This window comes from Sphingomonas sp. BE123 (genome assembly GCF_031456015.1).
GTDB lineage: Bacteria > Pseudomonadota > Alphaproteobacteria > Sphingomonadales > Sphingomonadaceae > Sphingomonas.
On sequence record NZ_JAVDTW010000002.1, the window covers coordinates 158,769 to 171,744 of the forward strand.

The following is a 12,976-nucleotide window of genomic DNA, read 5'->3' on the forward strand; positions in this document are numbered from 1 at the left end:
TCTTGCATGCCGCCGCAAGAAGCTGTTGAAAGCGGTCCATGGCCGATCCCCACTCCCCTGCCCGTGCCCCCGCCGCTGCCCGCCTGCTGGGGCTGAGCGGCCTGCTGCCACAACTCGCCGCGCTCGGCGCCGCGCTGGCCGGGCCGGAACCGTGGTTCTTTCCGGCGCTGGCCAGCAGCTATCTGTACGCGGTGCTGATCTTCAGCTTCCTCGGCGGCACCTGGTGGGGGCTCGCCGCGCGGACGGCGCAGCCGCCGGTCTGGACCTATGTGCTCGCGGTACTGCCGTCGCTGATCGCGCTGGCGAGCGCGGTGCCGTGGATGACGGGCGATCCGTGGCCGCAGCCATCGCTGATGCTGATCGGCACGCTTATCCTGTTGTCGCCGCTGGTCGACCGCGTGCTGACGCGGGCGGGGATGGCGCCGCGCTGGTGGCTGAGCCTGCGCGTGCAGCTGTCGGTGGGGCTGGGCCTGACGACGCTGGCGCTCGGGCTTATTCCTTCGCCCTATTAAATCTCCGGCGCGGTCAGCTTGTCCACGCGGCGCTGGTGACGGTCGCCGCCGAAGTCCGTGGCGAGGAAGGCGGTGACGCACGCTTTCGCCATTTCGATGCCGATCAGCCGCGCGCCCATGGCGATGACATTGGCGTCGTTATGTTCGCGCGCGAGGGTGGCGGAGAGCGGTTCGGCAACGAGGGCGCAGCGCGCGGCGGGGTTGCGGTTGACCGCGATCGAGATGCCGATGCCGCTGCCGCACAGCGCGATCCCCCGCTCCGCGCTGCCATCGGCGATGGCGGCGGCGAGCTTGTAGCCATAATCGGGATAATCGACGCTGGCGCTGCTGTCCGGGCCGAGATCGGCGACGTCATGGCCGGCATCGCGCAGCCAATCGGCGAGCGCCGTCTTGAGGTCGATCGCGGCGTGATCGGAAGCGATGGCGATGCGCATGGGGAATGGTTCCGGCGTTGAGATGAAGCGATGGCGCTCTCTATTGCAGCGTCATCCGAATGGCTACACCATAGGGCGAGCCTGGCTTGAGTGGAGTAGTAAGCGTGCGGGTGATGATGGTGGTGGCTGCGGCGGCATTGCTGACGGCATGCGGCGCGAAGCTGGACAATGCGCAGGAAGCCGCGCTGGTGGAGAATGCGATCGCCAATGCCGAGGCGGCCGCCCAGAACGTAACGCGCGAAGCCCGGCGCGACCGGCTGGCGGAACGCGCGCCCGAGCGTGACGCGTGGGTCGGCAAATGGGTCGGGGTCGAGGGGCTGGTGCTGGAGATCGCCAAGGGCGCCGAACCGGGCCGCTATCGCATCGTGAACAAATGGAACCTCGATCAGGGCGAACCCGGCACCTATGACGGACGGGCGAGCGTCAACGGCATCGTGTTCCGGCGGGGCGATGCGCGGATCGAACTGGTCGCAGGCGACGGCGATGCCACCGGCCTCAAATGGCTGGCGGGCAAGCGCGACTGCCTGATCGTCGCGCCGGGCGAGGGCTATTGCCGCGACTGACCGCCTAATCCTCCCCCGCCAGGGGGAGGATATTGGAGGCTGCGACTGATCCATGACGGTTGCGTGACGCTGACGGTCACGCTGCTGACACGCGACCGCCATATGCGCGCGCCGAGGGAAGCCGATTTCCCCGGGGAGCCGATTAGATGGGTTCGAATGCCAGCCAGCCGCGCAACGAGGCTGTCCGCAATGCCGTCCACCGCCATGAGCATCTGAGCAAGGAAGGCTTGCTCGAGCGCGCCTTTACCTTTGCCTTTCGCGGACTGGTCTATGCCCAGATCTGGGAAGATCCCGAGGTCGATATGGAGGCGCTGGCGATCACGCCCGATTGCCATATCGTGACGATCGCGAGCGGCGGGTGCAACGTGTTGTCGTACCTGACCGCGAACCCGGCAAAGATCACCGCGGTCGACCTCAACACCGCGCATATCGCGCTGAACAAGCTCAAGCGCGCAGCGGCGATGCATCTGCCCGATCACGCCGCGTTCCACCGCTTTTTCGCGCAGGCTAACCGGCCGGAGAATGTCGCCGCTTATAAGCAATGGCTGCGCCCGCATCTCGACGATGCGACGCGGCGCTATTGGGAGGGCCGCGATCTCGCCGGGCGGCGGCGGATCAAGGGCTTTGCCGGGGGCTTCTACAAGCGCGGCCTGCTCGGCGGGTTCATCGGGGCGGCACATCTGCTGGCCAAGCTGTATCGCATCGATCCGCGCGAGCTGCTCGCGGCGAAGTCGATCGAGGAACAGCGCGCGATCTTCGAAACGCGGCTGGCGCCGGTGTTCGACAAGAAATTCGTGCGCTGGCTGATCGACCAGCCGGCGTCGCTGTTTGGCCTCGGCATTCCGCCTGCGCAATATGAGGCGCTGGCGGGCGACGATCCGCGCGGGATCGGCGCGGTGCTGCGCGGACGGCTGGAAAAGCTGGCGTGCGATTTCGACCTGTCGGACAATTATTTCGCGTGGCAGGCGTTCGGGCGGGGCTATGGCGAAGGCGCCGATGCGCCGCTGCCGCCCTATCTGCGCGCAACCAACTACGAAATGGTCCGCGACCGCGCCGAACGGGTCGAGGTGCGGCACCAGAATTTCGTCGACTATCTCGATTCGATGCCCGACGGGTCGCTCGACCGCTACATCCTGCTCGACGCGCAGGACTGGATGACCGATGCGCAGCTGACGCGGCTGTGGACCGCGATCACGCGGACCGCCAAGCCGGGTGCGCGCGTGCTGTTCCGCACTGCCGCCGCGCCGACGCTGCTGCCCGGACGCGTGCCGGACGCGATCCTGGACCGCTGGGACTATGCCGAGGCGGAATCGCTGGACTTTACCGCGCGGGACCGTTCGGCCATTTATGGCGGCGTGCACCTCTATCGCCTGAAACCATGACCGCAGACACCCGGCACGCCGCGCGCATGGATGCCGTCTATGCGGCGCAGCGGCACATCTATGACGCGACGCGCAAATATTATCTGCTTGGCCGGGACCGGCTGATCGAACAGCTCGCGCCGCCGCCGGGCGGCACGGTGCTGGAGGTCGGCTGCGGCACCGCGCGCAACCTGATCGTCGCGGCGCGGCGCTGGCCGAACGCGCGTTTCTATGGCGTCGACATTTCCGAAGCGATGCTGGAGACGGCGCGCGCCAAGGTGGCCAAGGCCGGGTTGTCGGACCGGATCACGCTGGCGCAGGGCGATGCGACGGCGTTCGACCCGCAAACCCTGTTCGGGGTCGCGGCGTTCGACCGGGTGTTTGCAAGCTATACGCTGTCGATGATCCCCGACTGGGTCGGCGCGATCGCGCAGGGCGCGCGCGTGCTGGCGCCGGGCGGCATGCTGCACATCGTCGATTTCGGGCAGCAGGAGCGGATGCCGCAGTGGTGGCGGCGAATGTTGTTCGGCTGGCTCGACCGGTTCCACGTCACGCCGCGGCGCGAGCTGCCGGTCGCGCTGCGCCATGTCAGCCGCGAGCAGGGACGCGAGTTCGGGTTCGAGACGCTGCTGCGTGGCTATGCCTGGGCCGGGACGATTCGCGCCTAGTTCTTCCAACCCCATGGCAGCGGCGGAGTCGCGATCGGCCGGGTCAGGTCGAACTCGACCCGGAAATGGCGGCCGGGGCGGCGCAGTTCATAGGCGAAGCGCGTCGGTGTCACCTCAACCGCCCAGACATTGGTGACCGATACCGCGCGATCCGTGGCGCGGAACAAGGCGATCGACTCGGCGTCGGCCGGAAAGTCCTGCCGCTCCGCCGTGCCCGGCGTGGCGGTGTCGCCGCCATACATGGTCAGCGCGTCGCTGCTGCCATCCTGATGCCGGTGGTCGTGCTTGAGCCGCACGCCGCGCGCGGTGCGGGTCAGCACCCAGGTGCGCGAGCGATCCTCGCCGACATGGAACGGGATGCGGATGCGATCCGCCTCACATGCGGCAACGTGCATCACCAGCGTCTGACTGGCGAAGCCCGCGTCGGCCGCGTCGGTGGTGACGACGCGGCCGGCATAGGCCTTGCCGCAATGTCCTGCGATCGCCTGCATGAAGCGATCCTGCGGATCGGACGCCCTGTCCTGCCCCGCGCACCCGGTCAGCGCGAGCGCGGCGGTGGCGAACAGGAGCGACCTCACTTGCCGCCCCGCGCCTGCTTGCGCATCGAGCCGCGCATGAAGCGTGATGCGAACCACATGCGGCGCGCGGTCTTGCCGACCAGGGTGTGGAGCTGGTCGCCATGCACGGCTTCCCAGGCGAGTCGCGCCGCCTCTTCCACCGGCGTGAATTCCAGCCGCGCCGCCTTGACCCGTTCGCGCATCGTCGAATTGCTGCCCACCGCCACGCCGTCGAGAATCGCGGTGTCGATGAAGCTGGGCAACAAGGCGCGGACGCGAATGCCGTCGGCGGCCCATTCGCCGTCGAGCGATTCGGTAAAGCCGCGCACCGCGAACTTGGTCGCCGAATAGATTGCGACCCCGCCCGTGCCGTAAATGCCCGCGGCCGACGCGGTATTGAGCAGGCAGCCGCCGCTGGCCTTCAGATATTTGTGCCCGGCATGGGCGCCCCACACCACGCCCATCAGGTTGATGTCGACGCAGCGCTGCAGTTCCTCCACCGGGGTGGCGGCGAACACCCCGCCGACGCCGATTCCGGCATTGTTGAACAGGACGTCGAGCCGACCGCCACTTGCCGCCGTGAAGTCCGCCAGCGCCTGATCCCATGCCGCGCGGTCGCGCACGTCGAGCCGGTGGCACGTGACCGGCGCGGTGCCGAGCAGTGCTGCGGTTTCCGCCATCCCGGCATCGCTGATATCGGCCAGACCGATCCGCCACCCGCGCTCGGCGAAATAGCGCGCGACCGCACGCCCGATCCCCGATCCGCCCCCGGTGATGAAGATCGCCTGCATACCCTTCTCCCCAATTTTTGACCTTGGCGCGATCATTCCCCATCATGCGCGGCGATGCCAGCGCAAACCGGTCCTTCGGTCGCCCTTGAGGGTGTGACCAAATGCTTCGACGCGACGCGCGCGCTGGACGCCGTCACGCTGGACGTCGCGCCCGGCAGCTTCGTCGCGCTGGTCGGCCAGTCGGGATCGGGCAAGTCGACGCTGCTGAAGACGATCAACCGGCTGATCGCGCCGGATGCGGGGATCGTGCGAATCGGCGCGCGCGACGTGCGCGACGGCCCGGTGCACCGGCTGCGCCGCGAAATCGGCTATGTGTTTCAGGGAGTCGGCCTGTTTCCCCACATGAACATTGCCGAGAATATCGCCATCGGGCTGCGCATCGCCGGCACCCGCGACACGGCAGCACGCGTCGCGGAGCTGTTGACGCTGGTCGATCTTCCGAACGAGGTCGCAGGGCGGATGCCCGATCAGCTGTCGGGCGGGCAGCGCCAGCGTGTCGGGGTGGCGCGCGCACTCGCAACCCAGCCGGGATGCCTGTTGATGGACGAGCCGTTTGGCGCGCTCGATCCGGTGACCCGCGACGAGCTGGGCCGCGCGGTGCGCGCGCTGCACGACCGGCTCGGGCTGACGACGCTGATGGTGACGCATGACATGGCCGAAGCGCTGTTGCTCGCCGATCGGGTGCTGGTGATGCAGGCCGGACGGATCGTCGCCGATGCGACCCCGGCGCAGCTCGCGCGTGGCAATGGCGGGCCCGAGGTTCAGGCGCTGATCGCCGTGCCGATGCGCCAGGCCGATGCGCTCGAGGCGCTGAAGGCATGAGCGACGCCTTTGCCCGCGTGCCGGAGTTGATGGCGAGCCATGTGCTGCTGGCGATGGCGGCGATGGCGCTGGGGATTGCAATCAGCCTGCCGCTGGCAGTTGCCGCGGCGCGGCATCCACGGCTGGGCCGCGTCGTGCTGGGCGCAGCGAGCCTGATCCAGACGATTCCGTCGCTGGCGCTGCTGGCGCTATTCTACCCGATGCTGCTGGCGCTGCGCGGGCTGGTGGGCGACGGGCTGCCCGCGCTGGGGTTTCTGCCCGCGTTGCTGGCGCTGACGCTGTACGCGATCCTGCCGGTGTTGCGGAACGCGGTCACCGCGCTCACCACGCTCGATCCGGCGCTGCGCGAAGCGGCCGACGGGATCGGCATGACCGCGTGGCAGAAATTGTGGCTGGTCGAGGCGCCGATTGCCGCCCCGGTGGTGATGGCGGGCATCCGCACCGCCGCGACCTGGACGATCGGGGCAGCGACCTTGTCGACCACTGTCGGCCAGCCGAGTCTGGGCGACCTGATCTTTGCCGGGCTGCAGACGCAGAACTGGGCATTGGTGCTGGCCGGGTGCATCGGCGCGGCGGCGCTGGCGCTGGGCGTCGACCTGATCCTGAGCGTGGCGGAGGGCGGGATGCGCCAGCGCAAGCCGCTGCTGGTGCGCATGAGTGCGGGGACGCTGCTCGCCGCGATCTGTGCCGCCGCCGTGGCACTCGCCCCGGCCGCTGGCGGCCAGACCGTGGTGGTCGGAGCCAAGGGCTTCTCGGAGCAGTTCATCCTCGCCCGACTGATCGGCCAGCGGCTCGAGGCAGCGGGCTATCGCGTCGAGTATCGCGAGGGGCTTGGCTCGGCAGTCGCATTCGGGGCGCTGACCGCTGGCGATATCGATGTATCGATCGATTATTCGGGCACGATCTGGACCAATCAGATGCAGCGCAGCGACGTGCCACCGCGCGACGCGATCGTGGCCGGGGTCGGCGACTGGGTCGGCCGCACCCATGGCGTGACGATGCTGGGGTCACTGGGGTTCGAAAACGCCTATGCCTTTGCGATGCGCGGGGACGATGCGCGGCAGCGCGGGATCGTGACCCTGGCCGATCTGGCGGCGCAGGCACCGCAGCTCGACCTCGCCACCGATGTCGAGTTTCTGGAGCGGCCCGAATGGCGCGCGGTGCGCGATGCCTATGGCCTGCGCTTCAAATCGGCGCGGCCGTACCAGCCGACCTTCATGTACCGCGCGCTGGCAAGCGGGCGGGCCGACGTGATCCCGGCCTTTTCCTCCGACGGGCGGATCGCGGCGGACAAGCTGACGATCCTGCGCGATCCCAAGGGAGCGATCCCCGGTTATGACGCGATCCTGATGGTCGCACCGGACCGGGCGCAGGACGCACGCTTTCAGGCCGCGCTACGCCCGCTGATCGGCAAGATCCCGGTCGAGGCGATGCGCGAGGCGAATCTGATGGTCGACCGGGACATGGACAAGCGCACGCCGGAGGAGGCGGCGCGCTGGCTGGCGGCGAAGGTCGGGCTTTAATCCACCAGCGCGTCGATTGCGCGGGCCATGTCGATGTCGCGGCCCGACAGGCCGCCGGCGTCGTGGGTGGTGAGCAGGATGTCGACGCGGTTCCACACGTTCGACCATTCGGGATGGTGGTCGGCTTTCTCGGCGAGCAGCGCGACCTGGGTCATGAAGGCGAAGGCCTGGCTGAAATCGTCGAAGGTGAAGCTGCGCGTGATCGCGTCGCGCGCGTCGTCATGTTCCCATTCCGGCAGCCCTTCGAGCGCGTCATCGCGTTCCGCCTGGCTCAATTGTTCGACCATTCTTCCCCTCCGCAGTTCCGTGCGGCATAGCCGGGGCCATGACCGCTGTGACCGAGACCTTTGCGCCAAGTGCCGACCAGATGGAAGCGCTCGCGCGCGCGGCGCTGGCGCGGATTCCCGAGCCCTTTGCGAGCCATTTGCCCGACATCGTGCTGATCGTCGAAGATTTTGCCGATGACGACACGCTGCGCGAGATGGGGATGGAGGATCCGTTCGAGCTGACCGGCCTCTATTCGGGGCGGCCGGTGGGCGAGAAGGAAGGGTTCGCGCCCGGCGAGATTCCGCAGCCCGACACGATCCACCTCTATCGCGTTCCCCTGCTCGCCGAATGGGTCGAGACCGGGGTGAGCCTGGAGGCGTTGGTCACGCATGTCGTGGTGCATGAGGTGGGGCATCATTTCGGGCTTTCGGATGACGCCATGCACGCGCTGGAAGACAGCGTCGCGTGAGTGACGCTGCAATCCGGCTGGAGGGCGTGGCGTGCGCGCGCGGCGGGCGGATGCTGTTCAAAGGGCTCGATCTGAACCTGGAGCCGGGTGGCGGGGTGCTGGTGACCGGGCCGAATGGCGCGGGCAAGTCGAGCCTGATCCGGATCGTTGCGGGGCTGTTGCGGGCGAGCGCGGGGCGGGTTTCGGTGACCGGCGAGCGCGCCTTGCTGGCCGAGGCGGCGGGGCTGGACCCGGAATTGCCGGTGGGGGAAGCGCTGCGCTTCTGGGCCGGGCTGGATGGGCGGCGTGATGCGGTGGCGGATGCGCTGGAGGCGGTCGGGTTGCTGCATCTCTATCCGGTGCCGGTGCGGATGCTGTCGACCGGGCAGCGCAAGCGCGTCGGGATTGCGCGGGTGGTCGCGAGCGAGGCGCCGATCTGGCTGCTCGACGAGCCCGCCAATGGGCTGGACCATGGCGCGATCGGCGTGCTGGGCGGGCTGATCGCGGCGCACCGTGCGGCAGGCGGGATCGCGGTGGTGGCGACGCATTTGCCGATCCGGATGCAGGGCGCGGGCGAGATCGTGATCGGGGGTCGCGCGTGAGCGGGTTCGGTGCGCTGGTGGCGCGTGAGCTGCGCCGGGCATGGGCTGCTGGCGGGCTGACGCTGCCGATCGCGTTCTTCCTGCTGGTGGCCGTGTTGTTTCCGTTTGCGGTAGGGCCGGAGCCGAAATTGCTGGCGCGGATCGGCGGCGGGGTGATCTGGGCGGCGGCGTTGCTCGCCGCGCTGCTGCCGGTCGAGCGACTAGTCGCGCCTGATCTGGAGAGCGGAGTGCTGGATCAACTGGCGGTGCGCGGCTGGAACGACGCGAGCGTCGCGGCGGCGAAGATCGTCGGGCATTGGCTGGGCTTTGCACCTGCCCTGCTGCTGGCGTGCGCGGTGGCGAGCGGGCTGCTGGGCCTCTCGCTGGAACAGGCGCTGGCGGCGGGGCTGAGTTTGCTGATCGGCACGCCGGGGCTGGCGGCTTTGGGCGTCGCGACTGCGGCGCTGACGGCAGGACTGCGCGGCGCGGGCGCGGTGGCGGGGCTGGTGATGCTCCCCTTCGCGGTGCCGCTGCTGATCTTTGGCGCTGGCGCGATGGGGAATGATCCGAGCGCGGTGAAGCTGCTGGGCGCGGTGAGCTTGCTGCTGGTGGCCGGGTGTCCGTTCGTGGCGGGCGCGGCGATGCGGATGGGGCGGGGCTAGGCGTCGGGAGGAAGTTCGTCCGCATAGACGACAATCGCGCTTCCCGTTTCAAGGGCATGCGCCTGTGCCTCCGCAAGCACAGGGTCCGATTGCGGGTCAGCCGAATTCAGTTCCTTTCCCTTTTCGAGGCGCGCGAGCATCCAGCCCGCACCGATCATGACGCCGCCAGCTTTCCGTTGGCCAGCTTCGAAATCGGGTGCATCGACAAAGACGAGCATGGCGTGCCGCGCGCCGGGACGGCGGCCGTCAACGTGATCGGCGACAGCGGTAGCAAAAAATGCGAATAAGGCGCTCAAGACCGACTCCACCGCGCAAAGATCGCCGTCGGCAGCACGAGCCCCCGCGCCTCTTCGCGCACTCCGAGTTCGCCGCATTCGACCTTGCCGCCCAGATCGGCAAAATGCTGGTTGAGCAATTCGCCGATCGCCAGCGCCGACATGCGGATCGCGTAGACGGTGAGGAACAGGAAGCGCGAGTCGGCGTCGAGCAGCTGGCGGCAATCGGCGATCAGGCCGGGGAGGTCGCGTTCGAGTTGCCACACTTCGCCGGTCGGGCCGCGGCCATATTTGGGCGGGTCGAGCAGGATGCCGTCGTAGCGGCGGCCGCGACGCACCTCGCGCGCGACGAACTTGGCGGCGTCGTCGATGATCCAGCGGACGGGCTTGTCGGTCATGTTTGACAGCGCGGCATTGCCCTTGGCCGCCTCGACCGATTTCTTCGACGCATCGACATGGACGAGTTTGGCGCCCGTTGCCGCCATCGCCAGCGTGCCGACGCCGGTATAGCCGAACAGGTTCATGACCTCGGGTGCATCGACCCCGGCGGTCTGCTCGCGCATCCAGCTCCACACCGGCGCCATGTCGGGGAAGAAGCCGAGATGGCGGAAGGGCGTGGTCTGCGCGGTGAACTTCGCCTCGTTCCAGGCAAGCGGCCAGCCTTCGCGCGGGACCGGCTTGGTGAACACCCAGCGGCCGCCGCCCTCGTCATCCGGCGCGGGCATGAATTCGCCATGCGCGTCCCAGTCGGGCGACGCGGGTGCCCACATCGCCTGCGGCTCGGGGCGGATGAAGCGATAGTCGCCATAGCGTTCGAGCTTGCGGCCATGGCCGGAGTCGACGAGGCCGTAATCGGCCCAGGGCTCGCCGGTGAGGGTGATGAGGTTCATGGGGTGCCCCATAACCAATCCTCCCCTGTAAGGGGAGGGGGACCGCCGCGAAGCGGTGGTGGAGGGGTGTCCCGGGTTACGAGGGCGCGCGACCTCTCTTCTGGTGACACCCCTCCGTCAGCGCTGCGCGCTGCCACCTCCCCCTGCAGGGGGAGGATGTGGTCAGGATTTGGGTGTCCCGCGCTCCGCGACATAGCCGGTGATCGCCTCGAACGTGGCCGGGAGGACGTCGTAGCGTTCCTCGCGGTCGAACAGGTCGCCGACGCGGGCGGGCAGGGTCGGGCGGATGCCGGTGGCGCGTTCGACCGCAGTATCGAACTTGGCCGGGTGCGCCGTCGCGAGGGTGACGATCGGCACGTGCGGGGGGAGCGCGATCCGCTGCGCGGCGGCGAGGCCGATGGCGGTGTGGGGATCGAGTATCTCATCAGCGCGGGCGTGGGCCCAGGCCATGGCGCGCGACATGTCGTCCGCCTCGATCCGATCGCTGGCGAACAGCGACGCCGCGCCCTGCTGCTGCGCGTTGGTCAGGCGCATCGCCTTGCTCGATTCGAAGCCCGCCATTTGCGCCGCGAGCGCGGGGCCGTCACGTCCGGCAAGGTCGAACAACAGGCGTTCGAAGTTCGAGCTGACCTGGATGTCCATGCTCGGCGCGGCGGTGGGGGTGACGGTGCCGGCGGAATAGTCGCCGCTCGACAATGCGCGGTGGAGGATGTCGTTGACGTTGGTCGCGACGATCAGCTTCGCGACCGGAAGGCCCATCTTGGCCGCGACATAGCCGGCGAACACATCGCCGAAATTGCCGGTGGGGACGCTGAACGCGACTTCGCGGGTCGGCGCGCCCAGGCGGACTGCGGCGTAGAAGTAATAGACCACCTGCGCCATCAGCCGCGCCCAGTTGATCGAATTGACCGCGGTGACGTGGAAGCGGCCCGAAAAGTCCGCGTCGTTGAACATCGCCTTCACCATCGCCTGGGCGTCGTCGAAGCTGCCCTCGATCGCGATGTTATGGACGTTGGGCGCGAGAACGGTGGTCATCTGGCGACGCTGGACGTCGCTCACCCGCCCCCGGGGGTGGAGCATGAAGATGTCGATCCCCGCACGCCCCGCCACCGCGTCGATCGCGGCGGAGCCGGTGTCGCCGCTGGTCGCGCCGACGATGGTGAGGTGGCGGTCGGTGCCGGTCAGGAACTTCTCGAACAGCAATCCGAGCAGCTGGAGCGCCACATCCTTGAACGCCAGCGTCGGGCCGTGGAACAGTTCGAGCAGGAAATGGCGGTGGTCGAGCTGAACCAGCGGGGTCACCGCGTCGTGGCTGAACCGGCCATAGGCGCGGGTGCACAGGTCGCGCAGTTCCGCTTCCGTCAGGCTGCCCGCGACGAACGGGGCCATGACGCGCACCGCGGTCTCGACGTACGACAGGCCCGCCATGTCGGCGATCTGGTCGGGCGTGAAGCGCGGCCATTCGACCGGGACATAGAGGCCGCCATCACTGGCCAGCCCGGCAAGGGTGACTTCACGGAAATCGAGTTCGGGCGCGGTGCCGCGCGTGCTCTGGTAGCGCATGACAGCGGGGACTAGCCCCCGCGCCGCCGGGCGGCAAGAAAGACTAGCTTTGCGGGGGCGCGGGTGGCGATGCGGCGCGACGGGCGCGCAGACGCAGCGCGAGCAGGTAGATCACCACCGCGATGCCCGCGAACAGGAACCACTGCACCGCATAGGCCAGGTGGTTGTTGGGTACGCTCGACGGGTCGGGCGGGGCGCTGGCGGACAGGCCGGGTGCGGGTGTGTCGGCGACGAGCATCAGGTTGCGCGGCGGGCGCTTGCCGAACAACGATGCGAGGAGCGGCGTCGAATCGGGGGCGTGGGTGATGATGCCGGTGACCGGGCCGCCCTTCCATGCCGGCTTCACGCCGGGCGCGCTGCTGACGCCCATGTCGACCTTGACCGACATGCCCTCTGCCCCGATCCGGCAGTCGGCGAGGTGGCGCCAGCCGCTTGTGCCGCTGGCGTCGCGACCCGCCTGTTCGCTCCAGCCGGCAACTTCGAGGCACATCAGCCCGGCGCGACGGAACAGATATTCGTCGCCGACCGGCGGGCTGGGAAAGGTCATGACGGGCAAGGCGCGATTGGCGGACAGGCGGGTGAGCTGCACCGCCTTTTCCCCGCGCCGGTCGAGCTGCCAGATGCCGAGGCCGATCATCGCCGCGACGGCGAGGCCGACCAGGAGCGTGGGAAACAGCGGGAGCTTCACGCCTCGGGATCCTTCAAGCGCCCTTCACGCGCGGCGTTGCGATATTCGAGCGCGAGCAGCGCGCCCTTGGCCCAGCGCAGGCTGAAGATCACCAATAGCAGCGTGACCGGCGGCCAGATCAGCAGGTGGAGCCACAGCGGCGGCTCGGCTGCAAGCTCGAGCCACACCGACAGAACGACGATGATCGTCCCGACGATCAGCGTCAGAAACGCCGCCGGACCGTCGCCGACATTGAACGCGGCATAATCCAGCCCGCATCTGGGGCAGCGATCGGCGAACTTGACCCAGCCCGCAAACAGAGAGGGCGCGCCGCATTGCGGACACGCCCCCTTGAATGCCGACTCCGTCACCGGAGGAGCATTGTGGTCCAT

At 68.6% G+C, this 12,976-nt stretch carries 18 protein-coding genes; 9 read left to right on the forward strand and 9 right to left on the reverse strand.

Annotation, left to right across the window (positions count from 1 at the left end; genetic code table 11):
• The first annotated feature begins 38 nt into the window (after positions 1 to 38).
• Positions 39 to 512, forward strand: coding sequence for a DUF3429 domain-containing protein (locus tag J2Y54_RS08920; protein WP_310038866.1), 474 nt, complete (start codon positions 39 to 41; stop codon positions 510 to 512).
• On the opposite strand, the gene rpiB is transcribed toward J2Y54_RS08920, so the two are convergent.
• The gene (rpiB, locus tag J2Y54_RS08925; protein WP_310038867.1) at positions 509 to 946 is read right to left on the reverse strand and encodes a ribose 5-phosphate isomerase B; all 438 of its coding nucleotides are present in this window, start codon (positions 944 to 946) and stop codon (positions 509 to 511) included. The two genes, J2Y54_RS08920 and rpiB, sit on opposite strands and share 4 nt — an antisense overlap.
• A gap of 86 nt (positions 947 to 1,032) precedes the next feature.
• On the opposite strand from rpiB, the gene J2Y54_RS08930 reads away from it, so the two are divergent.
• The 3 genes from J2Y54_RS08930 to J2Y54_RS08940 all read left to right on the forward strand — a co-directional run bounded on the left by J2Y54_RS08930 (position 1,033) and on the right by J2Y54_RS08940 (position 3,538).
• Positions 1,033 to 1,509 carry a hypothetical protein gene (locus J2Y54_RS08930; RefSeq protein ID WP_310038869.1) on the forward strand — a complete coding sequence of 159 codons (477 nt, stop codon included), beginning with the start codon at positions 1,033 to 1,035 and terminating at the stop codon, positions 1,507 to 1,509.
• Positions 1,510 to 1,655: 146 nt separating this feature from the next.
• The gene (locus tag J2Y54_RS08935; protein ID WP_310038873.1) at positions 1,656 to 2,891 is read left to right on the forward strand and encodes a DUF3419 family protein; all 1,236 of its coding nucleotides are present in this window, start codon (positions 1,656 to 1,658) and stop codon (positions 2,889 to 2,891) included.
• Positions 2,888 to 3,538, forward strand: coding sequence for a class I SAM-dependent methyltransferase (locus J2Y54_RS08940; RefSeq protein WP_310038875.1), 651 nt, complete (start codon positions 2,888 to 2,890; stop codon positions 3,536 to 3,538). The genes J2Y54_RS08935 and J2Y54_RS08940 overlap by 4 nt, the downstream gene beginning before the upstream one ends.
• Here the strand turns inward: J2Y54_RS08940 and J2Y54_RS08945 are convergent.
• Positions 3,535 to 4,116: a hypothetical protein gene (locus J2Y54_RS08945; RefSeq protein WP_310038876.1), complete on the reverse strand. Its 582-nt coding sequence runs from the start codon at positions 4,114 to 4,116 to the stop codon at positions 3,535 to 3,537. The two genes, J2Y54_RS08940 and J2Y54_RS08945, sit on opposite strands and share 4 nt — an antisense overlap.
• Positions 4,113 to 4,886 (reverse strand): SDR family oxidoreductase, encoded by a 774-nt coding sequence (locus tag J2Y54_RS08950; protein WP_310038877.1) that lies wholly within the window; start codon positions 4,884 to 4,886, stop codon positions 4,113 to 4,115. Before J2Y54_RS08950 ends, J2Y54_RS08945 begins: the two co-directional genes overlap by 4 nt.
• 54 nt (positions 4,887 to 4,940) lie before the next feature.
• On the opposite strand from J2Y54_RS08950, the gene J2Y54_RS08955 reads away from it, so the two are divergent.
• Positions 4,941 to 5,708: an ATP-binding cassette domain-containing protein gene (locus J2Y54_RS08955; protein ID WP_310038878.1), complete on the forward strand. Its 768-nt coding sequence runs from the start codon at positions 4,941 to 4,943 to the stop codon at positions 5,706 to 5,708.
• On the forward strand, positions 5,705 to 7,231 hold the full coding sequence (locus J2Y54_RS08960; RefSeq protein WP_310038880.1) for an ABC transporter permease/substrate-binding protein: 1,527 nt from the start codon (positions 5,705 to 5,707) through the stop codon (positions 7,229 to 7,231). The genes J2Y54_RS08955 and J2Y54_RS08960 overlap by 4 nt, the downstream gene beginning before the upstream one ends.
• Here J2Y54_RS08960 and J2Y54_RS08965 read toward each other — a convergent pair.
• Positions 7,228 to 7,518, reverse strand: a complete 291-nt coding sequence (locus J2Y54_RS08965; RefSeq protein ID WP_310038881.1) for a 4a-hydroxytetrahydrobiopterin dehydratase — start codon at positions 7,516 to 7,518, stop codon at positions 7,228 to 7,230. The genes J2Y54_RS08960 and J2Y54_RS08965 overlap by 4 nt on opposite strands.
• Before the next feature lie 38 nt (positions 7,519 to 7,556).
• On the opposite strand from J2Y54_RS08965, the gene J2Y54_RS08970 reads away from it, so the two are divergent.
• From J2Y54_RS08970 to J2Y54_RS08980, 3 genes are read left to right on the forward strand one after another with little or no spacing between them, the layout of a single operon-like run.
• On the forward strand, positions 7,557 to 7,967 hold the full coding sequence (locus tag J2Y54_RS08970; RefSeq protein WP_310038884.1) for a metallopeptidase family protein: 411 nt from the start codon (positions 7,557 to 7,559) through the stop codon (positions 7,965 to 7,967).
• Entirely contained in the window at positions 7,964 to 8,548 is a 585-nt protein-coding gene (gene ccmA / locus J2Y54_RS08975) for a heme ABC exporter ATP-binding protein CcmA (protein ID WP_310038887.1), read from the forward strand. The genes J2Y54_RS08970 and ccmA overlap by 4 nt, the downstream gene beginning before the upstream one ends.
• The gene (locus J2Y54_RS08980) at positions 8,545 to 9,189 is read left to right on the forward strand and encodes a heme exporter protein CcmB (RefSeq protein WP_310038889.1); all 645 of its coding nucleotides are present in this window, start codon (positions 8,545 to 8,547) and stop codon (positions 9,187 to 9,189) included. Before ccmA ends, J2Y54_RS08980 begins: the two co-directional genes overlap by 4 nt.
• Here J2Y54_RS08980 and J2Y54_RS08985 read toward each other — a convergent pair.
• The 5 genes from J2Y54_RS08985 to J2Y54_RS09005 all read right to left on the reverse strand — a co-directional run bounded on the left by J2Y54_RS08985 (position 9,186) and on the right by J2Y54_RS09005 (position 12,976).
• Positions 9,186 to 9,497, reverse strand: coding sequence for a hypothetical protein (locus J2Y54_RS08985; protein ID WP_310038890.1), 312 nt, complete (start codon positions 9,495 to 9,497; stop codon positions 9,186 to 9,188). The genes J2Y54_RS08980 and J2Y54_RS08985 overlap by 4 nt on opposite strands.
• Positions 9,482 to 10,354 (reverse strand): class I SAM-dependent methyltransferase, encoded by an 873-nt coding sequence (locus J2Y54_RS08990; RefSeq protein WP_310038893.1) that lies wholly within the window; start codon positions 10,352 to 10,354, stop codon positions 9,482 to 9,484. The genes J2Y54_RS08985 and J2Y54_RS08990 overlap by 16 nt, the downstream gene beginning before the upstream one ends.
• 162 nt (positions 10,355 to 10,516) lie before the next feature.
• Positions 10,517 to 11,917, reverse strand: a complete 1,401-nt coding sequence (gene thrC, locus J2Y54_RS08995; RefSeq protein WP_310038895.1) for a threonine synthase — start codon at positions 11,915 to 11,917, stop codon at positions 10,517 to 10,519.
• A gap of 43 nt (positions 11,918 to 11,960) precedes the next feature.
• Complete coding sequence (locus J2Y54_RS09000; RefSeq protein ID WP_310041259.1) at positions 11,961 to 12,554, reverse strand: SURF1 family protein; 594 nt, start codon at positions 12,552 to 12,554, stop codon at positions 11,961 to 11,963.
• 47 nt (positions 12,555 to 12,601) lie between these two features.
• Positions 12,602 to 12,976: a DUF983 domain-containing protein gene (locus tag J2Y54_RS09005; RefSeq protein WP_310038896.1), complete on the reverse strand. Its 375-nt coding sequence runs from the start codon at positions 12,974 to 12,976 to the stop codon at positions 12,602 to 12,604.